The 24,221-nt window shown below is 66.7% G+C and carries 27 protein-coding genes and 2 tRNA genes; 15 read left to right on the top strand and 14 right to left on the bottom strand.

The window, feature by feature from the left end; translation table 11 throughout:
• Positions 1–94 precede the first annotated feature (94 nt).
• The 3 genes from QX010_RS08785 to efp are packed head-to-tail and all read right to left on the bottom strand — an operon-like array spanning position 95 to position 2,644.
• Positions 95–358: a hypothetical protein gene (locus tag QX010_RS08785; protein WP_316178882.1), complete on the bottom strand. Its 264-nt coding sequence runs from the start codon at positions 356–358 to the stop codon at positions 95–97.
• A 60-nt stretch (positions 359–418) separates the two neighbouring features.
• Positions 419–2,038 carry a M23 family peptidase gene (locus QX010_RS08780; RefSeq protein ID WP_410051933.1) on the bottom strand — a complete coding sequence of 540 codons (1,620 nt, stop codon included), beginning with the start codon at positions 2,036–2,038 and terminating at the stop codon, positions 419–421.
• Positions 2,039–2,077: 39 nt separating this feature from the next.
• Positions 2,078–2,644 carry an elongation factor P gene (gene efp / locus QX010_RS08775; RefSeq protein ID WP_006614774.1) on the bottom strand — a complete coding sequence of 189 codons (567 nt, stop codon included), beginning with the start codon at positions 2,642–2,644 and terminating at the stop codon, positions 2,078–2,080.
• 138 nt (positions 2,645–2,782) lie between these two features.
• On the opposite strand from efp, the gene epmA reads away from it, so the two are divergent.
• The 3 genes from epmA to QX010_RS08760 are packed head-to-tail and all read left to right on the top strand — an operon-like array spanning position 2,783 to position 5,217.
• Positions 2,783–3,832: an EF-P lysine aminoacylase EpmA gene (gene epmA / locus QX010_RS08770; RefSeq protein ID WP_316178880.1), complete on the top strand. Its 1,050-nt coding sequence runs from the start codon at positions 2,783–2,785 to the stop codon at positions 3,830–3,832.
• Positions 3,829–4,923 carry a lysine-2,3-aminomutase-like protein gene (locus QX010_RS08765; RefSeq protein WP_316178878.1) on the top strand — a complete coding sequence of 365 codons (1,095 nt, stop codon included), beginning with the start codon at positions 3,829–3,831 and terminating at the stop codon, positions 4,921–4,923. Before epmA ends, QX010_RS08765 begins: the two co-directional genes overlap by 4 nt.
• 36 nt (positions 4,924–4,959) lie before the next feature.
• Positions 4,960–5,217, top strand: coding sequence for a hypothetical protein (locus QX010_RS08760; RefSeq protein ID WP_315800091.1), 258 nt, complete (start codon positions 4,960–4,962; stop codon positions 5,215–5,217).
• Between the two features lie 50 nt (positions 5,218–5,267).
• Here the strand turns inward: QX010_RS08760 and QX010_RS08755 are convergent, their stop codons facing one another.
• The 3 genes from QX010_RS08755 to QX010_RS08745 all read right to left on the bottom strand — a co-directional run bounded on the left by QX010_RS08755 (position 5,268) and on the right by QX010_RS08745 (position 8,329).
• A complete protein-coding gene (locus QX010_RS08755) occupies positions 5,268–6,353 on the bottom strand; it encodes a 3-deoxy-7-phosphoheptulonate synthase (protein ID WP_316178876.1) in 1,086 nt (361 codons plus the stop codon).
• Positions 6,354–6,583: 230 nt separating this feature from the next.
• A complete protein-coding gene (locus QX010_RS08750) occupies positions 6,584–7,171 on the bottom strand; it encodes an HdeD family acid-resistance protein (RefSeq protein ID WP_316178874.1) in 588 nt (195 codons plus the stop codon).
• A gap of 129 nt (positions 7,172–7,300) precedes the next feature.
• The gene (locus tag QX010_RS08745; RefSeq protein WP_315800088.1) at positions 7,301–8,329 is read right to left on the bottom strand and encodes a PrsW family glutamic-type intramembrane protease; all 1,029 of its coding nucleotides are present in this window, start codon (positions 8,327–8,329) and stop codon (positions 7,301–7,303) included.
• A 779-nt stretch (positions 8,330–9,108) separates the two neighbouring features.
• On the opposite strand from QX010_RS08745, the gene QX010_RS08740 reads away from it, so the two are divergent.
• The 4 genes from QX010_RS08740 (at position 9,109) to QX010_RS08725 (ending at position 12,689) form a co-directional block, all read left to right on the top strand.
• Positions 9,109–10,257 (top strand): PLP-dependent cysteine synthase family protein, encoded by a 1,149-nt coding sequence (locus tag QX010_RS08740; protein ID WP_316178872.1) that lies wholly within the window; start codon positions 9,109–9,111, stop codon positions 10,255–10,257.
• Between the two features lie 188 nt (positions 10,258–10,445).
• Positions 10,446–11,675, top strand: coding sequence for a 5-aminolevulinate synthase (gene hemA / locus QX010_RS08735; protein ID WP_316178871.1), 1,230 nt, complete (start codon positions 10,446–10,448; stop codon positions 11,673–11,675).
• A 140-nt stretch (positions 11,676–11,815) separates the two neighbouring features.
• A complete protein-coding gene (locus tag QX010_RS08730) occupies positions 11,816–12,394 on the top strand; it encodes a hemerythrin domain-containing protein (protein ID WP_315800085.1) in 579 nt (192 codons plus the stop codon).
• Positions 12,395–12,563: 169 nt separating this feature from the next.
• A complete protein-coding gene (locus QX010_RS08725) occupies positions 12,564–12,689 on the top strand; it encodes a hypothetical protein (RefSeq protein ID WP_316178869.1) in 126 nt (41 codons plus the stop codon).
• A 196-nt stretch (positions 12,690–12,885) separates the two neighbouring features.
• Here QX010_RS08725 and QX010_RS08720 read toward each other — a convergent pair whose 3' ends face one another.
• A complete protein-coding gene (locus QX010_RS08720; protein WP_316178867.1) occupies positions 12,886–13,638 on the bottom strand; it encodes a hypothetical protein in 753 nt (250 codons plus the stop codon).
• Positions 13,639–13,838: 200 nt separating this feature from the next.
• Here QX010_RS08720 and QX010_RS08715 point away from each other — a divergent pair, with 200 nt between their 5' ends.
• From QX010_RS08715 to QX010_RS08705, 3 genes are all read left to right on the top strand, one after another.
• Complete coding sequence (locus tag QX010_RS08715) at positions 13,839–14,171, top strand: Rieske 2Fe-2S domain-containing protein (RefSeq protein WP_316178866.1); 333 nt, start codon at positions 13,839–13,841, stop codon at positions 14,169–14,171.
• A 213-nt stretch (positions 14,172–14,384) separates the two neighbouring features.
• Positions 14,385–14,459, top strand: a tRNA-Glu gene (locus QX010_RS08710).
• 165 nt (positions 14,460–14,624) lie between these two features.
• Entirely contained in the window at positions 14,625–14,882 is a 258-nt protein-coding gene (locus QX010_RS08705) for a PilZ domain-containing protein (protein WP_315712079.1), read from the top strand.
• A gap of 316 nt (positions 14,883–15,198) precedes the next feature.
• On the opposite strand, the gene QX010_RS08700 is transcribed toward QX010_RS08705, so the two are convergent.
• Both QX010_RS08700 and QX010_RS08695 read right to left on the bottom strand, forming a co-directional pair.
• A complete protein-coding gene (locus tag QX010_RS08700) occupies positions 15,199–15,867 on the bottom strand; it encodes a glutathione S-transferase family protein (RefSeq protein ID WP_410051932.1) in 669 nt (222 codons plus the stop codon).
• A 240-nt stretch (positions 15,868–16,107) separates the two neighbouring features.
• Positions 16,108–16,560 (bottom strand): VOC family protein, encoded by a 453-nt coding sequence (locus QX010_RS08695; RefSeq protein ID WP_012044102.1) that lies wholly within the window; start codon positions 16,558–16,560, stop codon positions 16,108–16,110.
• Between the two features lie 589 nt (positions 16,561–17,149).
• Between QX010_RS08695 and QX010_RS08690 the strand changes: the two genes are divergently transcribed.
• A complete protein-coding gene (locus tag QX010_RS08690) occupies positions 17,150–17,452 on the top strand; it encodes an HU family DNA-binding protein (protein ID WP_172109121.1) in 303 nt (100 codons plus the stop codon).
• Between the two features lie 466 nt (positions 17,453–17,918).
• On the opposite strand, the gene QX010_RS08685 is transcribed toward QX010_RS08690, so the two are convergent.
• A complete protein-coding gene (locus QX010_RS08685; RefSeq protein ID WP_315800080.1) occupies positions 17,919–18,068 on the bottom strand; it encodes a hypothetical protein in 150 nt (49 codons plus the stop codon).
• 134 nt (positions 18,069–18,202) lie between these two features.
• Between QX010_RS08685 and QX010_RS08680 the strand changes: the two genes are divergently transcribed.
• Positions 18,203–18,487 (top strand): hypothetical protein, encoded by a 285-nt coding sequence (locus tag QX010_RS08680; protein WP_316178863.1) that lies wholly within the window; start codon positions 18,203–18,205, stop codon positions 18,485–18,487.
• A gap of 62 nt (positions 18,488–18,549) precedes the next feature.
• Here the strand turns inward: QX010_RS08680 and QX010_RS08675 are convergent, their stop codons facing one another.
• Complete coding sequence (locus QX010_RS08675; protein WP_315712073.1) at positions 18,550–18,714, bottom strand: hypothetical protein; 165 nt, start codon at positions 18,712–18,714, stop codon at positions 18,550–18,552.
• 366 nt (positions 18,715–19,080) lie between these two features.
• On the opposite strand from QX010_RS08675, the gene QX010_RS08670 reads away from it, so the two are divergent.
• The 3 genes from QX010_RS08670 (at position 19,081) to QX010_RS08660 (ending at position 20,929) form a co-directional block, all read left to right on the top strand.
• Positions 19,081–19,842: an SIR2 family NAD-dependent protein deacylase gene (locus QX010_RS08670; protein ID WP_315800078.1), complete on the top strand. Its 762-nt coding sequence runs from the start codon at positions 19,081–19,083 to the stop codon at positions 19,840–19,842.
• 200 nt (positions 19,843–20,042) lie between these two features.
• Positions 20,043–20,696: a cold-shock protein gene (locus QX010_RS08665; protein WP_315800077.1), complete on the top strand. Its 654-nt coding sequence runs from the start codon at positions 20,043–20,045 to the stop codon at positions 20,694–20,696.
• 156 nt (positions 20,697–20,852) lie between these two features.
• Positions 20,853–20,929, top strand: a tRNA-Pro gene (locus QX010_RS08660).
• A gap of 253 nt (positions 20,930–21,182) precedes the next feature.
• Here the strand turns inward: QX010_RS08660 and QX010_RS08655 are convergent.
• The 3 genes from QX010_RS08655 to QX010_RS08645 are packed head-to-tail and all read right to left on the bottom strand — an operon-like array spanning position 21,183 to position 24,183.
• Positions 21,183–21,875, bottom strand: coding sequence for an ABC transporter ATP-binding protein (locus QX010_RS08655; RefSeq protein ID WP_315800071.1), 693 nt, complete (start codon positions 21,873–21,875; stop codon positions 21,183–21,185).
• Positions 21,872–23,107 carry an ABC transporter permease gene (locus tag QX010_RS08650; protein ID WP_316178861.1) on the bottom strand — a complete coding sequence of 412 codons (1,236 nt, stop codon included), beginning with the start codon at positions 23,105–23,107 and terminating at the stop codon, positions 21,872–21,874. The genes QX010_RS08655 and QX010_RS08650 overlap by 4 nt, the downstream gene beginning before the upstream one ends.
• Entirely contained in the window at positions 23,104–24,183 is a 1,080-nt protein-coding gene (locus tag QX010_RS08645; RefSeq protein WP_316178860.1) for an efflux RND transporter periplasmic adaptor subunit, read from the bottom strand. Before QX010_RS08645 ends, QX010_RS08650 begins: the two co-directional genes overlap by 4 nt.
• Positions 24,184–24,221: the final 38 nt, after the last annotated feature.

Raw genomic sequence — 24,221 nt, 5'->3', positions numbered from 1 at the left:
GCGAGGGAGCACACCGGTGATGGCGGGCCAGCTTGTGTCTCTCTGAGAGCCGCGGGAGACAGATGCCGGCTGCAAGCTAATAAGTACGTCGCGCTCAGAACGGATTGGCCGGCTGCGCGCGCTTGGGGCCTTCCGGCTTGGGCTCGACCGCGAGGCTGGGGTCGGTCGGCATCACGCGCGCGCCGGCGGCGCGGGCGACCTGGCCGGTGGTCGAATGACGCGCTTCGTCGGCGGACTTGATCTCGGGCGGATGCCAGCGGTCGCGCACCAGCATCGTCAGCGCGCCGACACAGACCAGCGCGATCGCCGCTGAAACGAGCGCCGGGCCGGCTCTGCGATGTGGGGTGGCTGTCACCATCTGCGATCCTCCGCGGAGACAACCCGGAACGGTGGGCCGCGGTTCCGGCCGCGCCGGCGATCAGTTCCGGTCGCGCGCGGCAGCGGCATCGGCCGCAGGCCCGAGCGGCGAGGGTCCGAGCGCGCCGGTGGTCAACGGCGGCTGCGACGCAGTGATCTCCTCCAGCCCGACCTCGCGGCCGCGGCCGCCGATCACGCGCTCATAGGCCGCGATCAGCGTCATGTAGGGATTGACCCAGATCCAGCCATCGCGCGTGAACAGCTGGACGTCGAAATGCAGATGGCGCGTGGTGCCGTTGGGATGGTCGAGATAGTTCGAGACCACGCCGATCGGCTCGCCCTCGCGCAAGCGCCGGCCGTTGAGCAGGCCGTCGGCGTCCATCGCCGAAGGGTTCATGTGCATGTAGCGGAAGCGGATGTGCTCGGTGCCGCTGTTGACCTGCACCGTCACGGCCTGCTGCCGGGTTGAGCGGATCACGACGCCGTCGCGCACGGCGAGCACGCGCTGCCGCCACGGGTTGCAGCCCTGGGCGCCGTCGCGCCGCACCGGACAGGCGCCCGGCCTGAGATCCTGGCCCTGATGGCCGAAGCCGCTGGCGCACTGGCCGACGTTGAAGCTGCGCGCCTCGCAGAAATTGTCGCGCCAGGGATACTGGCTCCACGGCTGATCGAATTTGTCGCTCGCACGCCGGCGGCCGAACGACTGCGAGTGCACATAGGCCGGTGCATCCAGGGGATAGCGGATCTGCGAATAGACGGTGCGGTCGGCCCGCCCGCTCCGGCCGCGTCCGCCGCTGTTGGCGACGATGTCGCCAACAGGCCGATAGGTGAAATCGGCATCGAACGTGACCGGACGCTCGGCTGTGAGCGGCGCGATCTCCGGCGGGATGCGCGACGGCTGCCCGCCGGCGATGCGCAGCGCCTTCAGGAAACGCTCGGCGATGGGATAGGCCTCGCGGCAGGCGAGGCGCCGCGGCCGCGGCGCGCTGTCGAGACACTGGATCGAGACCACGTAGGGCACGCCGAAGCGGGTGAAGGCGTAGCGGACATAGCCCTCGCGAATGAAGCGGCGCAGATCCGGATATTGCGCTGACAGCGCCTTGACGCTTTCGCCCTTGCCGCCGGCGGGATCGGCGACCTCGTAGGTGAGGAGTGAGCCGGTGATCTGGATCTCGACCGGCTTGGCGAAGACGCGCGACGGCAGGCCGGAGGTCACCTCCGGCGGCAGCGAGAACACGGCGTCGTAGCCGGACGGGCCGGCATCGAACAGGTCGGTCTGGAAGTCGGCCTGATAGCGCGACAGGTCGCGCGCCGCGATGGCGGCGCTGCGGCGCGCAGCGAGATAGGCGATGGTGTCGAACGGCAGCAAAACGGGGACCGGACTGCGTCCGATCCCCGTGAAGATGGTCGAGGTCACGCCGTTGAGCTGGACCAGCGCGGGCCTGCGCCGGGCATCGCCGGCGGAAATACCGCTCCGGCGCGCGGACAGGGCGAAGTCGGCGGCGACCTCGGGCGCCGCGTTGAGCTCGGAGCGGAGCTGATCCAGCGCCGCGCGCCAGTCGGCGCGGTTGATGGTGAGGGCAGGCGGCGCGAAGTCATCGGCCGCGCGCGTCGTCGATGGCGCGGCCAGCGTGATGATCGCCGCCAGGGCGGCGATGAGCGTGATGACCCGTGCCCCCAAATTCCCCCACGCCCCCCGGCGTCAGATCCTCGAGATGCCTCAGTCCTTGGCGCGCTCGCAGTAGGAGCCGTCCTCGGTCATGACGACGATGCGGGTGCCGACCGTGATATGCGCCGGCACGCCGGTGCGGACGCCGTTGGAGAGCACCGCCGGCTTGTAGGACGACGACGCGGTCTGGCCCTTGGTGACCGGCTCGGTCTCGACGACCTCGAGCGTGACCCGCTGTGGCAGCGTGATTGCCACCGGGACCACGTCGTGCATCGACAGTTTGACCGTCATGTTCTCCTGGAGATAGGCGGCCTGGTTGCCGACCACGTCCTTCGGCACCTGGACCTGGTCGTAGGTCTCCGGGTTCATGAAGTGGAAGCCGTCGGCATCCTCGTAGAGGAACGTGAAGTTGCGCTCCTCGATCGTCGCCTTCTCGACCTGGTCGGTGGTCTTGAAGCGCTCCGAGATCTTCACGCCATCGCTGATTCGGCGCATTTCGATCTGGCTGACCGGGGTGCCCTTGCCGGGATGGATGTTCTCGGCGGTCACGACGACATAGAGCTTTCCATCTTGCTCAATGACGTTACCCTTGCGAATAGAGCTGGCGATGACTTTCAAAGCTGTTTTCCTGACACTGAAAAGGGGGCGCCGGCCCAAGCCGGGGCGCCACGCGACGCGGAATGCGGTTTCGGGCGGCAACATACTGATTTTGTCCGGGGTTGCCAGTCTTTTGCGGCCCGAACGGACGACCCTCTGATGTCCCGGGAGCCCGCGCCTTCGCCGTGGTGGTCGCCGCAGCGGCACGCCGATGTCAGGCCGTTCCTGCTCGCCCGGGCCGCGATCACCCGGGCGTTGCGAGCCTGGTTCGACGAGCAGGGCTTTACCGAGGTCGAGACCGGCATCCTGCAGGTGTCGCCGGGCAACGAGACCCACCTGCACGCACCACGCACCGACCTGACGAGCCCGGATGGAACCCGCTACCGGCGTTTTTTTCGAACCTCACCGGAATTCGCCTGCAAGAAGCTGCTGGCGGCCGGGGAGCGGCGGATATTCGAGTTCGCCCGGGTGTTCCGCGACCGCGAGCGCGGCGACCTGCACCTGCCGGAATTCACCATGCTGGAATGGTATCGGGCGGAGGCGCCTTACGACGCGATCATGGCCGACACCGTCGTGGTGATCGCCCACGCCGCCCGGACCACCGGCATCCGGCAATTCGCGTTCCGTGGCCGCACCGCCGATCCCTTCGCCGAGCCGGAGCTGCTGACGGTTGCCGGCGCGTTCGCGCGCCATGCTGGGATCGACCTGCTCGCGACCATCCGTGACGGTGCGGGCGACCGTGCGGCGCTGGCCGAGGCCGCCGCCGGCAAGATCCGGATCAGCGACGACGACACCTGGTCGGACCTGTTCAGCAAGGTGCTGGTCGAGCATGTCGAGCCGCATCTCGGGCAGGGTCGGCTCACCGTGCTCTATGAATATCCGGCGCCGGAGGCCGCGCTGGCACGGGTGGCCGCCGACCCCCGCGTCGCCGAGCGGTTCGAGGTCTATGCCTGCGGCGTCGAGCTCGCCAATGGCTTTGGCGAGCTCACCGACGCCGCCGAGCAGCGCCGCCGCTTCGAGCAGGAGATGGCCGAGAAGGAGCGCCGCTATGGCGAGCGCTATCCGCTCGACGACGACTTCCTCGCCGCCGTGACCGAGATGCCGCAGGCGAGCGGCGTTGCGCTCGGCTTCGACCGCCTGGTGATGCTGGCGGCCGGCGCCATCAGGATCGACCAGGTGGTGTGGACGCCGCCGACAGGTGAGCGATGAACAGGATCGAACGTCCGACGACATTGCGCAGCGCCGAGGATCTCGTCGCGCAGGGACTGGCCGACCCGGCGGAGCAGCCGGCGCTGGCGCGCGTGGCGCAGCGCTACGCCGTGGCGGTGACGACGCATCTCGCCGACCTGATCGACGCCGATGATCCCAACGATCCGATCGCGCGCCAGTTCGTGCCCAGCCCGGACGAGCTGACGGCCGCGCCCGGCGAGCGCGGCGATCCGATCGGGGACGATTCGCATGCCCCGGTGCCCGGCGTCGTGCACCGCTATCCCGATCGGGTGCTGCTCAAGCTGGTGCATGTCTGCGCGGTCTATTGCCGCTTCTGCTTCCGCCGCGAGATGGTCGGGCCCGGCAAGGACAATGCGCTGTCGGAGGAGGCCTATCGCGGCGCGCTCGACTACATCCGCGGCCATCGCGAGATCTGGGAGGTGATCCTCACCGGCGGCGATCCGCTGATGCTGTCACCGCGGCGGCTGAAGGAGATCATGGCCGATCTCGCCGGCATCGAGCACGTCAGGATCATCCGTATCCACACGCGTTTGCCGGTCGCCGATCCCCAGCGCATCACGCCAGCGCTGGTCGACGCGCTGAAGGTGCCGGGCGCAACGACCTGGGTCGCGCTGCACGCCAACCATCCGCGCGAGCTCAGTCCTCCGGTTCAGGCGGCCTGCGCGCGGCTGATCGATGCCGGCATTCCCATGGTCAGCCAGTCGGTGCTGCTGCGCGGCGTCAATGATGACGCGGCGACCCTGGAGGCGCTGATGCGCGCCTTCGTGGAGACCCGCATCAAGCCGTATTACCTGCACCATGGCGACCTCGCGCCGGGCACGGCGCATCTGCGGACCACGTTGGCGCAAGGTCAGGCCCTGATTCGAACGCTGCGCGGCCGGGTGTCCGGCCTGTGCCAGCCCGACTACGTGCTCGACATTCCCGGCGGCTACGGCAAGGCGCCGGTGGGGCCGCAATACCTCACTGCCGATGAAACTGTTGAGCAGGATCATGTGGCAGCTGCGCAAACGCGCTATCGTGTGATTGACTATTGCGGTGAGGCGCACCTCTATCCGCCCGCCGCGGGATGAAGTGTCCTGCTGATTCCGCTGACACGGAGGAGCAACATGAAGAGACTTGCGATCGCGATGGGGCTCCTGATGGCCGCGACTGACGGCATCGCGCTGGCGCAGAGCGGCAGCGGCTCCTCCGCCGGCACCGGATCGAAGAGCGGCATGCCGCCGCAGGCGCCGATCGGCCATCGCCAGGTGCGTCCCAGCGACCTGCCGAAGGCCGAGCAGACCGAAGACAATTCGATGAGCGGCATGACCAAGGAAGACCGCGACCTCGATCGCAAGATCAAGGGCATCTGCCGCGGCTGCTGAGTCCGACCAGCGGCGCGCCCGACGCGCGCCGCCTTATTGGTTCGTGAGCGTTACGCCGAGCGCTCGTGTGGGGAGTTGCGAAGCGCCGCACGCCGGGCGGCGACGGCTTCGGCGAGCTGCTCCAGCACCTCCACCGTCGTGTCCCAGCCGATACAGCCGTCGGTGATGCTCTGGCCGTAGGTCAGCGGCACGCCCGGCTTGACGTCCTGCCGTCCCGCGACGAGGTGGCTCTCGATCATCACGCCCATGATGCGCTGCTCGCCTGCGGCGAGCTGGCGGCCGACGTCGGCGGCGACCAGCGGCTGGTTCTCCGGCTTCTTGCTCGAATTGGCGTGGCTGGTGTCGATCATCAGGCGCGCCGGCAGTCCGGACTTGATCAGCTCGGCCGCGGCCTGCTCGACATGGGCGGCGTCGTAATTGGGGCCGCTGCCGCCGCGCAGGATGATGTGGCAGTCCTCGTTGCCCGTGGTCGCCGCGATGCCCGAGCGGCCGCCTTTGGTCACCGCCATGAAATGATGCGGATGGGCGGCCGACTTCACCGCATCCGCGGCGATGCGGATGTTGCCGTCGGTGCCGTTCTTGAAGCCGACCGGGCACGACAGGCCTGAGGCCAGCTCGCGGTGGATCTGGCTCTCGGTGGTGCGCGCGCCGATCGCAGCCCAGGCGACGAGGTCGGCGATGTATTGCGGGGTCGTCATGTCGAGGAATTCGCATCCTGCCGGCAGGCCGAGATTGTTGACGGCAGACAGCACGCTGCGCGCGAGCCGCAGGCCCTTGTTGATGTCGAAGGAATTGTCGAGGCCGGGATCGTTGATCAGGCCTTTCCAGCCGACGGTCGTGCGCGGCTTCTCGAAATAGACCCGCATCACGATCTCCAGGCGGTCGGCGAGGCGCTCGCGCAGGGCAGCGAGGCGGCCGGCGTAGTCGATCGCGGCGGCGGGATCGTGGATGGAGCAGGGGCCGACGATGACCAGCAGGCGGTCGTCGCTGCCGGTCAGGATGGCGTGGATCGCATTGCGCGCGGCCATCACCACACGGGTGGCAGTGAGGGTGCGGGGGATTTCACCCATCACCTCCGCCGGCAGGCTCAATTCCTTGATTTCCTTGATACGAAGATCGTCTGTGGTGCTCAGCACGGCGGGCTCCTGGGTCTCTTGGGTGGGCACCTGCCGGCAATAAAAAAGCCGCCAGGTCTGGCGGCTCGTTCGGATATCTTGCTGCAATGTGTCAGATTGAGCGCGATCCTCCCGCCGCCAGCGAGCTGTCGTAGCTAAAGTACCAATAGTAGCTGGTGGCGGCGTTGATCATGGTCGCTCTATAGCGGCCGCGCGGCCGCTTGTCATCTCGAAAATCGCAACCCTCGGACTCAGGCGTTGCGGGCGGCGAGCGCCATGCCGATCATCGACAGCCCGCCGAACAGCAGGTTGATGCCGACCAGCAGACCGATCGCCCACATCGCCGTGCCGGGCAGGCCCGAAATGATGATTCCGGCGATCGCGATGTCGACGACGCCCGAGATTGCCAGCCACGACCAGCGTCCGGACAGCTCGCGGCGGTGCTCCAGCGCATACATGATGGTGGCGACGCCCTCGGCGAGGAAATAGACGCCGATCACGATCGTCAGCGTCACCGTCCCCTGGACCGGCTGCGCCACCAGGATGATTCCGGCGACGATGGCGAGCACGGCCGACAACAGCGACCACCAGAAGCCCGGCATGCCGCGAGCCCAGAAGGTGAGCGCGAGCCCGGCGATGCCCGAGATCAGGAACATCCAGCCGAGGAAGATCGTGACCGCGAGGCTCGCCAGCGGGGTGAGGATCATTGCCAGCAGGCCGAGCACCGCGAGCAGGATGCCCTCGATCAGGAAGGCCTTCCAATGCGCGCGCATGGCCGCCCCCATTTGCGACCTCATGCGTTCGAGCTCGGGCGGAATCGTATCCTGGGGAAGGGTCATGATCGTCACTCCGGGCAAGGTCACGCGCTCAACGCCGCGGCCGCCTGCCCACGCACATGGTGAGGACCTGCGGCCCGGACAAGCGCGCGATGCGCGTTTCGTTGCTCTGCCGGCCGCAGCAGGCCGGGACTAGGCCGTCGTCCGCATCCGGTTGCGGCCGAAAACATAGACCGTCGTTGTGACAATCAGAAGGGCCATGCCGACGATGATCGCGGTGAGACCGAGTGGAACCAGCACGGCGGCGACGTTGCGGTCGGGGTTGAGCAGCCAGTGCCGAATGGAGGTCAGCACGAATCCGAGCCCGACGAAGCCGGCGGCGCCGCCGAACAGCAGCAGCGCCCACATCCTGCGCAGCTGGCTCAGCCTTGCCCGTGCTACCTCGGTGCGCGGCGTGTGGTGATGGGCGACCCGGCGCACCAGCCGCACGGCAAGGCCGATCGAGGAGAACCCGATCAGCACGCTGACGCCGCCGAGCCAGAGGCGCGCGGCGGCGTCGAGGGTCGACGCCCGCTGCAGCAGCAGCAACGGATAGTCGAAGGCCGCATGCAGCATCACCGGAGCGGCCAGCACCAGTGCCCAGCTCGACAGCCGCGCCCCTTCGCGATTGTGGCGGTTGGCGCCGAGCGCCGTACTGGTGCGGGCGATCGCGAGATAGGCACCGGCAATGATGCCGAGCGCACCATGAAACGGCACGGTGAGCACGCTGCGCAGCACCGCCAGCGAGCGCCACATCTCGGCATGCTGGACGAGATAAGCCAGGTTCTCGTAGGCCGCGAAGCCGAGCCCGACGGCGGCGCCGTAGAACACCGTGTCCATGGCATTGCCGACCTGCCGGCGCCGCGACCAGAGCGCGGCGATCACCGCGACCTTGGCGAGCTCTTCCGGCAAGGCGACGCCGAACAGAGCCCGGACCGCTTGCGCGATCCAGGGATTCTCCAGCGTCAGCCCGACATGCTGGAACGGGATCCGGACGATGCCGAGCAGCAGCACGCTGGCGGCACCCAGCAGGAAGGCGGTCCAGATCTTGAGCGGGGGGCCTGAATTGTCACCCGCGGCGACCACCAGCCAGAGGATCAGCAGCGCGGGCGCGATCGCGGCGGTGCCGATCACGGTCGCGAGGGCTTCGAGCAGGTTCATTTGCGATGGCAAGTAAGCCATGGTCTCCGATCATCCAATGCGGCGGGGCCGAACCGGCCGCCACCACCCGCACGGGGGATGGATTTGACATCGGTCCGTGGCCGCACGGCAAGATCTACATGTCGGCAGAATGAGCCGCCCTTCAAGGGAAAGAACCCCGTCCGGATGCTCGATTGGGGAGGGACCGCTGTGCGGCCGCAGTCCGCGGCCGCACGGCAGGGCTCAACGGGGCCGGGGTCCTCTTGGCGTCGCCGTATCGCTGTCGCGCGCCGGCGCCTCCTGGCGCGGCTCGCCCGGGGTCCAGGCGTCGGTGCGGGAGGGGCTCGGCGCCTGGGCGGTCGTCGGCGTTTCCACGCAGCTCAAGCGCGGCGTCGGGTCGGCTACGCGCCGGCACTCCAGACCCTCCGCAAAAGCGGTCTGGCTGATGGCGCACGCAACCAGGACAATCGAAAGAACAACTCTCATGGTGCCCCTCGGAGCAGGCTCGGCTCGCCCGTGATGCAGGCTCGACTCGGTCGTATTGGCCGATCATCTCCAGCTTGGTCGCAAAAGCGTGCATTTGTTTGACCATTCTCGCCGTCATTCAAAAAAAACTTCCGAAAATCGCTTGCATTATCGGAAGGTTGCAAGTCGTGCGCGAGTTCTGGCCGGCGGAATGAATGCGCGGTTGCGCTCGCTCTCGAACGGCGCCAAGTGCGCGGCCGGCGCCGAGCCGCTGCCGGACCATTTGCCCCCAGCTTGCGCGGCATGAACGGTCGGCCGGGCTTGATGTGGCGGATGGATCATGGTCGGTTGCCGCGATGAATTCGCCGCCTTGGTCAGCTTCCGACAGAACCTGTGGTCCACGCTATCGCCGTGGCTGGGTCGACGACGCCGTGGCGGCCATCGAGGCCGACCAGTGCCGGACCGCCGACACGCATCTGATCCGGCTGATCGTGCCCGCGCTCGCCGGCATCGACATCTACCTGAAGGACGAATCGACCCACCCGACCGGGAGCCTCAAGCATCGGCTGGCCCGATCGCTGTTTCTCTATGCGCTATGCAACGGCCATATCCGGGAAGGCACGCCGGTGGTCGAGGCCTCCTCCGGGTCGACAGCGGTCTCGGAGGCCTATTTCGCGCAGATGATCGGCGTGCCGTTCTACGCGGTGATGCCGCGCACCACCTCGGAAGAGAAGATCGCCGCGATCACGCATTACGGCGGCAATTGCCACCTCATCGACGACGGCCGGTTTCTCTATGCCGAGGCGGCCGCGCTCGCAGGCCGGCTCGGTGGCCATTACATGGACCAGTTCACCTTCGCCGAGCGCGCCACCGATTGGCGCGGCAACAACAACATCGCCGAGTCGATCTTCAACCAGTTGCAGGGCGAGCGCTGTCCGCTGCCGGAATGGATCGTGATGGGCGCAGGGACCGGCGGCACGTCGGCGACGATGGGCCGCTATCTGCGCTACCGCCGCCACCCGACGCGGCTGTGCGTCGCCGATGTCGAGCATTCGGCCTTCTTCGACGCCTTCTGCAACGGCGACAGCGCCCGGACTTGCGAACGGCCGTCATTGATCGAAGGCGTCGGCCGTCCGCGCTGCGAGCCGTCCTTCGTGCCTGGCGTGGTGGACCGGATGATGAAGGTGCCGGATGCCGCGTCCGTGGCGGCCATGAACGTGCTGACGCGGCGGCTGCGGCGGCCGGTCGGCGGCTCGACCGGAACCAACTTCCTGGCGCTGTGCCGGCTGGCGGCGGAGATGCGGCAGCAGGGACAGACGGGGTCGCTGGTCACGCTGATCTGCGATTCCGGGGAGCGCTACCGCCAGACCTATTACGAGCCGCAATGGCTGTCCGCGCGCGGTCTCGACCCCGCGCCGTACGAGGCCGCTCTGTCCGCCTTTCTTGATACCGGGGCGCCGCTACGGCTCGATATTGCCGATGCGGGGAATCCGCTGCCCGCCTGAATGCCTCCGCGCGCGTCGTGGTGAGAGCCGCGGCGAGCGGTGTCCGGATGCCCGGCAATGTGCGCGATCCCTGATCTGGATCAACGAAGAAGGCGCCGGATTGCGCTTTGGTCCGACCCCGAGCAGGGCTCCAAGGGCGCGCCGGAACGCAGGTTCGGGACGTGGGCAGGGGAAGGACGGATCAGGTGATGAACTACGACAGCTATTTCGACCGTGCCCTCGACCAGTTGCACCAGGAGCGGCGCTATCGCGTCTTTGCCGATCTGGAGCGCCTCGCCGGCCGCTTCCCGCGCGCGATTTGGCATTCGCCGGAGGGGCCGAAGGATGTCGTGATCTGGTGCTCCAATGACTATCTCGGCATGGGCCAGCATCCGAAGGTGATCGGCGCCATGGTCGACGTCGCCGCGCGCATGGGCACCGGCGCCGGCGGCACCCGCAACATCGCCGGCACCAACCATCCGCTGATCGAACTCGAGCGCGAGCTCGCCGATCTCCACGGCAAGCAAGCGGCGCTGGTGTTCACCTCGGGCTACGTCTCCAACGAGACCGGCATCTCGACCATCGCAAAACTGCTGCCGAACTGTCTGCTGCTGTCGGACGCGCTCAACCACAATTCGATGATCGAGGGCGTCCGCAAGGCCGGGAGCGAGAAGCAGGTCTGGCGGCACAACGACCTCGCCCATCTCGAGGAGCTGCTGCGCGCGGCCGATCCCGACCGGCCCAAGCTGATCGTCTGCGAGAGCCTGTATTCGATGGACGGCGACGTGGCGCCGTTGCACCGGATCTGCGATCTCGCCGAGCGTTATGGCGCGCTGACTTACGTCGACGAGGTCCATGCGGTCGGCATGTACGGCCCGCGCGGCGGCGGCATCGCCGAGCGCGACGGCGCGATGGCCCGCATCGACATCCTCGAGGGCACGCTCGCCAAGGCCTATGGCTGCCTCGGCGGCTACATCGCCGCCAACGCCAATCTGATCGACGCCGTCCGCTCCTATGCGCCGGGCTTCATCTTCACCACCGCCTTGCCGCCGCCGGTTTGCGCCGCGGCGACCGCCGCGATCCGCCACCTCAAGACCTCGCAATGGGAGCGTGACCGGCACCAGGATCGGGCGGCGCGGCTCAAGGCCGTGCTGAACGCCGCGGGACTGCCGGTCATGCCGTCCGACACCCACATCGTGCCGGTGCATGTCGGCGATCCCGAGAAGTGCAAGACCGCGTCGGACCTGCTCCTGTCCGAGCACGGCATCTACATCCAGCCGATCAACTATCCGACCGTGCCGCGCGGCCTGGAGCGGCTGCGGATCACGCCGTCGCCCTACCATGATGACGGCCTGATCGACGCCCTGGCCGAGGCGCTGGTCGACGTGTGGGACCGGCTCGGCCTCGCTCGGGCGCCGCAGGCGCTGGCCGCGGAGTGAGCCCGTTCTGCTGACCTGTCACATCGGCCTGTCGGTTTGATCTGCCGCAATGCCGCCCGCGCCCGCGCGGGCGTAGTCTTTTGCGTTCAGGGAAAATGCCGGTTCGGCAAGGCCCGGCCGGCGCACAGGCGAGGGCGGCCATGGCAAGGATCATCGAAGCGCTGCTGCAGGAGCACGAGAATCTCGAGAAGCTTCTCTCGGTGCTCGAGCACGAGCTGGAGCTGTTCGATCACAATCGGCGGCCGGACTACGACATCCTGCAGAGCATCATCGCCTACTTCGAGGACTATCCGCAGCGTTGTCATCATCCCAAGGAGGAGATGATCTTCGGCAAGCTGCGCGAGCGCGATCCTGCCGCGGCCGCAGCCTATGGCGACGTCGACGACGAGCACGAGACCGAGGCGCGGCGGCTGCGCGGCTTTGCCGACGCCGTGAACGCGGTGCTGTCGGACCAGGAGATCCTGCGCGAACGCTTCCACGCCGCCGTGCATGAGTTCATCGACAGCCAGCGCGAGCATCTGCGCAAGGAGGAGACCCTGCTGTTTCCCGCGGCGCTGCGTACCCTCCAGGCGGAGGATTGGGCCGACATCGACGCCCGCATGTCCGACCGCAAGGACCCGCTGTTCGACGGCGACGTCGCCGAGAAATTCCACAATCTCGAGCGGACCATCCTGCGCTGGGAACAGGAGGCGGAGCAGGCGCGCGCCACGGCCGGCTGATGGCATTTTGCCCAATTGCGCCCCGCGAGCCATGGACTATAGTTTCAGCTCGGGGCAGGCACTCGTCTCGGAGTTGGCTATGACCGCTTTGAACACAGGGCTCCAACCGGCCCGAGGTTCGCAGGATGCAGGTGCCGTCGACGCTACGGGCAGGCCTGCGCAGGTCCCGATGGCGCAGCAGAACGCCTTCGGCAGCCACGACTATGACATGTATCCGCAGAAGCTCATCCGGCTGTCGGGCTGTCAGGAGCGCGCGCTCCGTCGCGAGAAGAAGCTCCCGTTGCTGCTGAGCTGACGGTGCTGCCCCGTAAGCATACGGTTGGCTGGCTCGTATTAAGACATCGTTAACCAGGCCGCGCGACCCTGTTCGCATGCTCCCCCAGGAGTGCGACGGAACCGGACGGCCGGAGCCGGCAGTCGCGACAAGAGGCCGGCGGCGTAACGCCCGCCGGCCTTTTTGCGTGGGCGGGGTGTCTTGGAATCCCCCTCGATCAGTTGCGTCGCGCCAGCGAGCGCAGGAAGCCCTGATATTCCTCGTTCAGCTCCATATCGACGGCGGGTGCGAGCCGCAGCAGCACGTTGGCGATGAACGCCTGATCGTTGCGGGGGTCCGCCAGCACCTCGCGCAGCACCGGGACGTTGTCCTCGATGTGGTGCAGGAAGGCGACGCCTTTCTCCGCCGTCTCGGTCCAGCGCGCCCGCGTCCATTTCGCCAGCGGATACATGATCTCGTGGACGAAGTTCGATTTGCGCGCCTTCTCGAAGAAGCGCAGTCCGGCGCTCCAATTTTCCTTGGCGCGCAGGGGCGGTGGGGACAGATCGCCGGTCAGCATCTTCCTGCCGGCCTGGCCGACGAAATCGTCCAACGTGGTCGGCGCATCGATCGTGGCGCGGAAGTGCCACAGCGCGAACGAGCCGGGAAAATCCTTGCCCATGCCGTCGAGCAGGGCCGTCTCGACCGTGTCGACCGCCGCCTTGTCGCCCTTGAGCGACGCAGTCATCGCGAAGGCGAACAGCGCGTCGTTGCCGACCTCATGGACGCCGCCGTTCTTCAATTGCGCCGCCGACAATGCGGGCGTCTTGCCGTCGGCAGGCACCGTGGCCTCGCCGGCGCGCTGCGCCTTGATGAAGGCGGTGATCTCGAGCCAAGCCGTGAGGTTGGCGATGAAGGCGTCGGGATCGACATGCACGATGGCGAGATTGAGCGGCTCCTTGCGCGTTCTCAGCTCGGTCATGTCGGTCATGTCGCACTCCGCAGCAGCTCGCCGCCGAACGGTCTGTCGCCTTTGCGACATGATGGCTCGTTCGACGAAGATGCCGGGAAGGGCAGCAAGAAGGGTGCCACGGTCTTGTCGGGCTCGCGGGCACGGCGCGATCCTCGGAACGAGTCTTGCTCGGGCTGCTTCGCGTGCGATGTTCGCAACGGAAAGCATGAGGCCAGTGAATGTTCACCCGTGTCTGCAAGGCCGACACCATCGACGAAGGCGGCATGCGCCTCGTGATCGCCGATGCCCAGCTCATCATCCTGGCCTGGCCCGACGATGGCAAGCTCAAGGCGTTCCAGGGCGTCTGCCCGCACACCGCGGCGCCGATGGAGGAGGCCGGCTTCGACGGCCGCGTGCTCAGTTGCCCCGTGCACAATTGGACGTGGGATGCCCGTACCGGCGCACCGCTCCACCCTCCGGAGAGTGCGTTGGCCGCGTATCCGGTGAAGGTCGAGGACGGCGTGGTCTACATCGACACGGACGGCATCTCTCCGCTGTTTGCGGCCCGTTGAGCATGCGGGACCAGACTGGAAAGACCGGCATGGGGTGGCTTGCCCGGCCGGCGAAACGCCTCTATACGTTCGGCGCGCGGCACGGAATCACCGTCGGTGGTTCAGCCGACCTCGCAGATCATCGCCTCAAGCGGCTGATTTGCTGAAGGTTTTGCCGAAACGTGCAAGCGGCGATGGCACCGGGGCCTCGTGCCCTCTGGCATCGTGCGTATTGCTCCCTTCGTCTATCGGTCAGGACGCCACCCTTTCACGGTGGAGAGAGCGGTTCGATTCCGCTAGGGAGCGCCATTCCGCGCCGGCTTTCCTTCCATCTCCGATCTTGAAACGGACGGTTTGCGCCGAGACGTGTCGGCGCGGGGTCCTGCATCCATGAATCGCACGCCCAGTCCGTGATCCGGTCAACCGTCCATTAGGGTCCTTGCCGTACTGCAGCGGGCGAGCAGGAGCAGGATGATGGCCGCGCCCAAGAAGCGGGAAGCCCGCAAATCGATGAAGCAGCCGGCGTGGATCACGCTGGATGGCGGGTTCGCCGTGCGCCATTGCCTGGTTCAGGACATTTCCAGCGCCGGCGCCAAGCTGACCTTGCAGGACGCGGCGGCGCTGCCGGCGACCATCCGGCTCGCCTTCGCGCGCGACGCAAGAACCGGCCGGCAGTGCCAGGTGGTGTGGCGCCGCGGCGCCTCGGTCGGCGTCAAGTTCATCGGCAAATAGACCAGTATCGCTTCACTGCCGCAGACGCGCTAACAAGCGGCATGTGTCGATCTCTCATCCTGGGCGTCCTCGCGGCGTTCGCCGCCGTGACCGTTGCGGCCGCCGGCTCGCCGGGGTCATCGCTTCTTGTGCCATCGCTTCCCGGGCCGAATAAGGCTGGGCCGAATAAGGCCGCACCCCGTTCAGGCGCCGCCACCAACAATCCCTGCGCGTCCTACGGTGCGAACTTCGTACGCGTCGAGGGAACCGATACCTGCATGAAGGTCGGCGGCGCCCTGGGCGTCGAGATGGGCACCTCGGCCGGCCGCTGAGGCGCTCACGACAGCGGCGGCGCGATGTGGCGGATGAAGGCCGGGCGTTGCGCGATCTGTCCGTACCAGCGCGCGAGACTCGGCAGCTCCGGCTTGACAACACCTTCGACTCCGAACCAGCGCCGCGCATAGGCGCCGAGCGCGATGTCGGCGAGCGTGAAGCGCTCGGCCTCGACATGGCTGCGTGTGGCCAGATGCGCGTCGAGGATGCGCCACATCGCCGCGGCGTCGTCGGCCGCCTTCTGCAAGGCGGGCATGTCGCGCTGCTCCGGCGGCGTACGCACCAATCCCCAGAACAGCGGACGCTCGATCGGCTGCACCGTCGACAGCGTCCAGTCCAGCCAGCGCTCCACCGCGGCGCGGTGCCGCGGCGTCGTCGGGTAGAGCGGCGTGCCGTCGCCGTGAGCGAGGCAGAGGTAGCGCATGATCGCGTTGCTCTCCCACAGCACGAAATCACCCTCGACCAGGGTCGGGATGCGGCCGTTCGGATTCATCGCGAGATAGTCCGCTTCGTTGTTGCGGCCGTACTGCATCCCCGCGTCGATCCGGTCATGGGCGACATCGAGCTCGGCGAGACACCACAGCACCTTCTGCACGTTCACCGAATTGGGGCGGCCCCAGATCGTCAGTCTGTTGTCGGCGGACACGTTCGGCTCCTCTCTGGCGAGCGTCATCATTAGCGCATGTTACGCAAAAAGCCCCGCTCGTTGGCGGGGCTTTTCGGTCGAACGCGTCGTTCGCGGGATCAGCGGCCGAAGAACAGCCACAGCAGAATGATCACCGGAATCGGCACGCCCAACAACCACAATAGAATTCCACGACCCATCTCGGCCTCCTCGTATCCTCACCGTCAATCGGAGCGACAACGCGAGGGTGGCCTCGATGTTCCGGCCGGAATCACGCGGGCAGATGACTCACCAATGTCCGGTGTTCGGCATCGACAGCCAGGGCTCGGCGGGCGCCTTCGGCTCGCCCTTCTGCAACAGCTCGATCGAGTGCAGGTCGGGCGAGCGGACGAAGGCCATGTTGCCGTCGCGCGGCGGCCGGTTGATGGTGATGCCGAGCTTCATCAGCCGGTCGCAGGTGGCGTAGATGTCGTCGACCTCATAGGCGAGATGGCCGAAGAAGCGGTCCTCGCCATAGCTCTCCTCGTCCCAATTGTAGGTGAGCTCGACCAGCGGGGCGCCGCGCGTCGGCGGCAGGCTCTTCAGCAGGTGTTCATCCTCGGGTGCGCAGAGAAACACCAGTGTGAAGCGACCCTTGTCGTTGTCGATCCGGCGCACCTCCTTGAGGCCGAGCGCATCGGAATAGAATTTGAGCGCGGCGTCGAGATTGCGCACGCGCAGCATGGTGTGGAGATAACGCATCGTTTCTTCTCTCCCTGAACTCGAAGCGGATGGTCAATGGCCGCCTGCGGACGCCGATCCATAGCAGCAATTCGTTCGCCCGTGTATCGAGCCCGATGCTGCGGCGATGCCGGCTCGCGCGGATGTCCGGTGCGCGCGGCGACGCATTCGATGGGCTGCGCGGTGTTGCGAAAGCCTCTCCGCATGCCCGCGAATCGCTGTTTTGGCAGTGATTCGCGGCATGGATGAACGGGCGCGATGCGACCGCATGCAGGTATTTCAGCGTGTTTCGCCTGCAATGTGCGGCCAAAATCACGCAGGACCGTCGAAAATGCCTAGAAATATAGGGGAAAATGAATCGCATGCTCCGTTCGATCGCCAACGCAGCTTGACTTCTGCGCGCTCCGTTGGAATTTTGGCGCCGCTGTGGGTGCTTCGGGGCCCCTTGAAATGCAGGAGAATCCCGAAAATCGCGGGGTGATACGCCACCAGACGACTGAAGTCCCGGCTGTGCAATGCAGCCAGAAAGCCCCGACCAGTCTGCGCAGCAATGCGCTGATAGCCGCGCAGTCGTCACGTCATTCACCAGTATCAATCACAAGGAGATACGATGGCTACCCAACTTTCCAAGTCGCAACTGATCGAGAAGATTGCGACCTCGACCGAGCTGTCCAAGCGCGACGTCAAGAACGTCATGGAGACGCTCACCGACGTCGGCCACAAGGAGCTGAAGAAGAACGGCGTGTTCCTGGTGCCGGGCTTCGCCAAGTTCGTCGTCGTCAAGAAGCCCGCCGTGAAGGCGCGCAAGGGCACCAACCCCTTCACCGGCGAAGAGATGATGTTCAAGGCCAAGCCGGCCCGCAAGATCGTGCGCGCGCGCCCGGTCAAGGCCGCCAAGGACGCGGTTGCCTGATCTGACCGTCAGTCACGGTCGTGATCACGTCAAAGGCCTCCCGGAAGGGAGGCCTTTTTCGTTGCGGCTATGTGGTTGCAGCGCGGCTGAGCGTTGCGGTCGCCGAAGCGCCGCCGTCCCCGGATCGCGAAGGTTGGCACCACGGGGGCCCGAAAAACGACAGCAGCGCCAGCGCGACGGAATATCTTCGTCGCGTGGCGCCACCCTCGAGCACTGGGCCCTGAAATCCCCAGTACTGATCTGTCTCGGGGTGGCGCAGGCAGGTTCAAAGGATTTTGCGGGAAAATTGACCGGCCCGTGCGACCTCCGGCCCGCGCAGGAGCGCCGTCGCGCGTGCTGGGGAGAAGCCGGTGGATATGGCGCAGCAAGCCGTTGATCAGCAATCCGGAGAGTCCAGGCGAGGAGCTGTGGACAAGCGTTGGATCGACTGTGGATGAAGGCCCGGCGATCGCCGCAAAGCTCGGCTCTAGCGGCGCTCGCCGTTCAGATCCGCGCCGTCGTCCGCTCCTGTTTCAGGCGCTACACCGGCCGCCTCGGTCCTGGGATGACAGGACGCAAGCACGACGAATCCGCCATAGCCGATGATGTTGAACAGAAGTTCCAGCCAGGATGCCATCGCGGATTCCCCCCATGGCAGTGAACGTGTGGCGACGGTGACGGTTCCAGACGCGCGCGGCGGGGAGCCGGCCTGCAACCAACTCCCCAGCATCTGCGTTGTTTGGACGCACGGGAATTGGAGGACATTCGATCATGAGAAAGACATTGGCTGTTCTGGCGACCGCGGGCGCCGTCGCCATCACCGCACTGGCGGCACCCGCTCCGGCACAGGCGCGCGGCATCGGCCCGGGTCTCGCATTCGGCCTCGCGGCGGGAGCGCTGACCGCCGGCGCGATCGCGGCGTCGCACCCGTATTACTATGGTCCGGGCTACGGCTACTACGACTACGGCCCGCGTTACGTCTACGCGCCCGGGCCGTATGCCTATTACGGCGGACCGTACTATCATCGCCACCACCACTGGCGTCATCACTGGTAAGCGCCAGTCGTAAGGAGGAGGGCACGGATGGCGAAAGCCTCCGGGCTCTTCTCTCATCCCTGCTATTCCGCGGCCTCGCCGCGCTGTGCCTTCTTCCACGCCAAGCGGGCATATTCCTCGCGTTCGCGCGCGAACTTCTCCTGGGTCGACTTGAACCGTGCAATCCTTGCGGTGATGTCGGCGCGCTCCTTCGCGCGGCGGTCGTCCTGCGTCTCGTTCTGCCTCACGGATCCTCTCTGCTCCGGTCGCTATCCGGCGAGCCTCGCCCTGAGACGCGTGACAAACTTCCTGGCGAATCGCTGGCGCGATGTGGGTGTCCGATTGAGGCGTGATTGCGGACGCCCGGCCCCGCTGCAGGCGGGTCGCGCGTTTTGCTGGGGAGAGAAGGCGAGCACCGCCAACGTCTTCCGGTAGACACGAAACGATCCGACTCGTCTTGCTTGCAGTTGCGTCGTTCACGGCTGGTTCCGGAGGATGCGGAGTAGCGCAACGACGCAGCCGGGCCGGACATGCTCGGAGGCGGGAGCCAGCTTGCCGTGCTATGAAGGGAGGACAATGATGGTGCGAGGTTTCATGGTTCGGGGCCGCCGCTGATGATTGCATCCGATCTGCACGACGGGGTGAACCGCCTGGGAGACATGATCGCTGCGGCGCGTGTGATCGTGCCCTTCACCGGCGCTGGAATATCGACCGAGACGGGCATTCCGGATTTCCGGTCTCCCGGCGGTCTATGGACGCGCAACCGGCCGATCCATTTCGACGAATTCGTCGCCAGCCAGGAGGCGCGGGACGAGGCCTGGCGGCGGCGCTTCGCGATGCAGGAGACGTTTGCCGCGGCGCGGCCCGGCCGCGGACATCTGGCGCTTTCGTCGCTCTACCGTGCGGGGAAAATTCCGGCCGTGATCACTCAGAACATCGACAACCTGCACCAGGACTCCGGTTTCGCGCCGGATCACGTCATCGAGCTGCACGGCAACACCACCTACGCGCGATGCATCGGATGCGGGCAGCGCTATGAGCTCACCTGGGTGCGCGAGCGCTTCGAGGCCGACGGGGCCGCGCCGGATTGCCCCGATTGCGCGGAGCCGGTGAAGACCGCGACGGTATCCTTTGGTCAGTCGATGCCGGAGCATGAAATGCAGCGCGCCACCGAGCTCGCGCAGCACTGTGATCTGTTCGTCGCGATCGGCTCGTCGCTGGTTGTGTGGCCGGCCGCTGGCTTTCCATTGATGGCAAAGCGGGCTGGCGCGCGACTCGTGATCATCAACCGGGAACCGACCGATCAGGACGACGTTGCCGACCTCGTTGTCCACCACGAGATCGGCGAAGTACTCGGATCGTTCGTCCGTAATTGAACGGAAATTGATGCATTTTTGTCGGCATCTCTGTTCATATGCCTCAGTGAAACCGATTTTTATCTATGCGCGGCACGAGGGAATGTTATCTTTGATTCGAGAGATTCGCGTGACTCATCGTGGGTATAGGTGGTGAGCACGTGTATGAGGGCGCCGTTGCAGGGGTGGCGGCTCACAATTCATATGTGAGGTCCGGGGTTATGGGGTCGGACGGATTTGAGTCCAAGAAGCTTGGGGTGCCGGTCGTTGGTGGTTCGACACCAACCCGGCTCGGGGCGGAATATCAAACCGGCGTCGCGCGCGACTCGGCAATCGATGCGATGACCGGTCTTGGCGAGAACCTCGTCGAAATCAGCGGCGTCATCAAATGGTTCGACGCCTCGAAGGGATACGGTTTCATCGTTCCCGACAATGGCTGGCCGGACGTGCTGCTGCACGTCACGGTGCTCAGGCGCGACGGCTACCAGACCGCCTATGAAGGGGCTCGCCTGGTGGTGGAGTGCGTGCAGCGCTCCAAGGGCTACCAGGCCTTCCGCATCGTCTCGATGGACGAGTCGACGGCGATCCATCCGGCGCAGATGCTGCCGCCGCGCACCCATGTCACGGTGACGCCGACCAGCGGGCTGGAGCGTGCTCAGGTCAAGTGGTTCAACCGCCTGCGCGGCTTCGGCTTCGTGACCTGCGGGGAAGGGAGCCCGGACATCTTCGTCCACATGGAGACCCTGCGCCGCTACGGCATGACCGAGCTGCGCCCCGGCCAATGGGTGCTGGTCCGCTACGGGCCCGGCTCCAAGGGCATGATGGCGGCCGAGATCCACCCCGAGACGGGCTCGCCGGCATTGTCCTCGCACTGAGTTGCTTGCGATCACTGCACTTGGCGGCCCTGGAAAGGTGCTTTCCGGGGCCGTTTTCATGTCGGCTCCGTCTTCACGGCCAGGCCGCGGTCTTGCTGCCGAGGCCGCGACCGTGTAGTGACGGGTTCGTCGAGGACAATCGTCCCTTGAGAACATCGGGGTATAGCGCAGCCTGGTAGCGCGGCAGTTTTGGGTACTGCAGGTCGTTGGTTCGAATCCAGCTGCCCCGACCATCTCCGCAGCAACGTGGCCTCGCAGGTGAGACCTGATAGCTGGCGCGAACTGCGCGACGAGGCCGATAAAAAATTCGGATGCTCCCGCAGCGGCAAAACCCGGGAGCATCCGAAGTGTGCGGGTGAATCCGGGGAAGGAACATCCGCTGGCCGCCAGCATCCTCTGAATCGGAATCTCGCGTCTTTGCGCTAGATCAAATCGGGCGTGGGCGGCGGTTCGCGCGTCGGCCGTGCCGAGGTCGCGGCAGGCGGATCAGCGCGCCAGCTCGTCCTGCGCCAGCCGGCCGTCGATGATGTGCACGCGCCGTTGCATCTGAGCGGCGAGGTTGAGGTCGTGCGTGACCGCGACCACGGTCTTGCCGCGCAGGGTGACGAGATCGCGCAGGATGCCGAACACCTGCGCGGTCGCGGCGGTGTCGAGGCTGCCGGTCGGCTCGTCGGCCAGGATGACGGGAGGATCGTTGGCGAGCGCGCGCGCCACCGCCACGCGCTGGCGCTGGCCGCCCGACAGCTTGTCCGGCGTCTTGCGCAGATGCTCGGCGAGGCCGAGCGAGCTCAGCAGCTCCTCGGCGCGCGTGGTGATGGCGCGCGGCGACAGCCGTGCCAGCGCGCGCATCGGCAGCGCGACGTTCTCGGTGATCGAGAATTCCGGCAGCAGGAAATGAAACTGGAAGACGAAGCCGAGCCGTGACAGCCGCACCTCGGCGCGCTCGTCCTCGTTCATGCCCGTCGTCGAGCGGCCGTCGATCAGCACGTCGCCCTGGCTCGGCAGGTCGAGCAGGCCGAGCAGATAGAGCAGCGAGGATTTTCCCGAGCCCGACGGTCCGGTGATGGCGATGAGCTCGCGCGGATGGATCACGAGATCGATGTCGGCGACCAGCGTCACCGGCACCTCGCCGGGCAGCACCTTCGTCACTTGCCGCGCCTCGATCAGGGGCGGGCTCACGTCGCGCCCCGGATGATGTCGACCGGATGCAACCGCGCCGCGGCGCGGGCCGGAAAGTAGCCGGCGACGGCGCTGGAGATCAGCGCGACCGCGCCCGCCAGCAGATAGTGCTTCAGCGAATACAGCACGGGCAGATGATTGTAGTCGGAGAACGGCGTCTTGAACTCGAGCGAGGCGAGCCCGCGGGTGAGCAGGTAGCCGAGCGCCCAGCCGAGAGCGGCACCGGTCAGGCCGATGAACAGCGCCTCGACGATGAAGATGGTGCGGACCGTGCGGTCGCGGAAGCCGAGCGACTTGAGGATGGCGATGTCGCGGGTCTTCTCGTGGGTGATGGTCGAGATGATGTTGTAGGTGCCGAAGCTCGCGACCAGCAGGATGGCCCCGACGATGGTGTACATCAGCACGTTGCGCAGCGTGATCGCCGCCAGCAGGTCCTCCTGCGCCTCCTGCCAGGAGACCGCCTTGTAGCCGGTCTGCTCGCCGATGCGCTCGCTGATCAGGCGCGCCTGCATCGGATCGTTGGTGCGGACGCGGATCTCGTTGATGATCCCGGTCTGGCGCTCCAGGATCTGCGCGGTGCGCAGCAGCACGTAGCCGGTGGTCTCGTCGGTGCCGCGGAAGCCGGAATGGAAGATGCCGACGACGGTCGCGTTCATGCTGACGCCCTGGGCCGAGGCGAGCGTGATGTTGGAGTTGACCCGCGCGCCGATCTTGGTCGCGAGCCGGTCGCCGAGCAGGATCGCGTGCGAGGACCGGTACAGCGAATTGAGGTTGCCCTGTCGCATGTGGCTCGCCAGCGTCGAGACTTGGCCCTCCGTGCGCGGATCGATGCCGATGATCGCGACCGTGAGGTTGCGGCCGGCGAAGCGCAGCACGGCCTTGGACTGCACCGACGCCGTCAGCGCGCCCGGCACCCAGCCCTGCAGCGAGGCGATGGTGGCCATCGGGTTCTTGATGCCGGGGCGGCGAACGTTCGGGGTCAATCGGTGGAATTCGGCTGCCGCATAGATCTGATCGGCCGGCTGACGGGTCGGCTGGCGCAGCTCGTCGGTGATCGAAATGTGCGGCAGCGCATCGACCAGCGTGCGGATGAAGTCGTCCTGGGAGCCCTCCATCATCGCCGCCATCATCACCGAAAACGCCACGCCGGTCATGACGCCCGCGATCGCGACCAGCGTCTGGCGGGCGCGATGGCGCACATGAGTCCAGGCGATGGTCAGGACGAGGCTCATGGCGCCGACGTCTCGGGCCCGATCACGCGGATCCGCTGACCGTCCTTGATGTCGGCGGTCGCGGGCGCTGCGACCAGCTCGCCCTCGCGGGCGCCGTCGAGGATCTCGACCGCCGCGGAGCCGCGGATGCCGATCCGCACCGCGCGCCGCTGCACACGGCCGCCTTCGATCACCATGAGGCTGCCGTTGACGACGGCATTGGCCGGCGCGAGCAGCGTGTCGGCCGTCTCCCGGCTGACGATGTTGGCCTCGACGCTCATGCCGACGCGCAGCGGCGTGTCGTCCGGCAAGCCGATCCGCACGCGGAACGTCTTGGCCACGGGATCGCCCGCCGGCGTGATCTGCTTCACCGTCCCGGGCAGGGCCTGGTTGCCGAACGCATCGGCGCGCAGCAGCGCCTTCTGCCCGACCTGGACACGGGGGATGTCCTCCTCGTTGACGTCGGCGACGACCCAGAGCGGCTTCTCCAGGCCGACGCGGTAGAGGATGGTGCCGGGATCGACCATGTCGCCGACCTCGCCGTCCTCCTTGAGGACGACGCCGTCCATCGGCGCCACCAGCTTGAAGTAGTCGAGGCGCTGGGTCTGGGCCGCGATCTGGGCACGGATGCGGGCGAGATCGCTTTCGGAGCGCTGGTAGGCTTGCGAGGTGGCCGCCCCGCGGGCCAGCAACTGCGACTGTCGCTCGAACTCGTGGCGCTGGAATTCCTCCTGTGCACGCAGATCGTTCAAGGTGGCCAGCGCCTCCTTGTCGTCGAGCCGCGCCAGCACGTCGCCGGCCTTGACCGACTTGCCCTCGCAGCGGCAGCGCTCGATGATGCGGCCGCGGACCAGCGGCGTGCTCCGCGACCACGTCTCCGGCTCCACGGCGCCGGTCGCATACACGATCTCGGCCGCCGTGCCGCGGGTGATGCGGGCGGTCGCAATCAGCGGTCCACGCCCCCACCATGCGGCAAGCCCAGCCAGTGCGCCGGACAGCAGGATGATCGAGAGCAGGCCGCGCCACGGAAAACGACGCCGGCCGCGATCGACGGCCGGCGTGGCAGCAATGGCGTTGGATTGGTCCGGCGTCAGCATGTCCATGATCGAACGGACCCTGCGACGGGAGAAAGGCT

The organism is Bradyrhizobium sp. SZCCHNRI1009 (assembly GCF_032487575.1).
Lineage (GTDB): Bacteria > Pseudomonadota > Alphaproteobacteria > Rhizobiales > Xanthobacteraceae > Bradyrhizobium.
The sequence above is the reverse complement of the archived record's forward strand: the minus strand, read 5'-3'. Positions and strand labels throughout refer to the sequence as shown.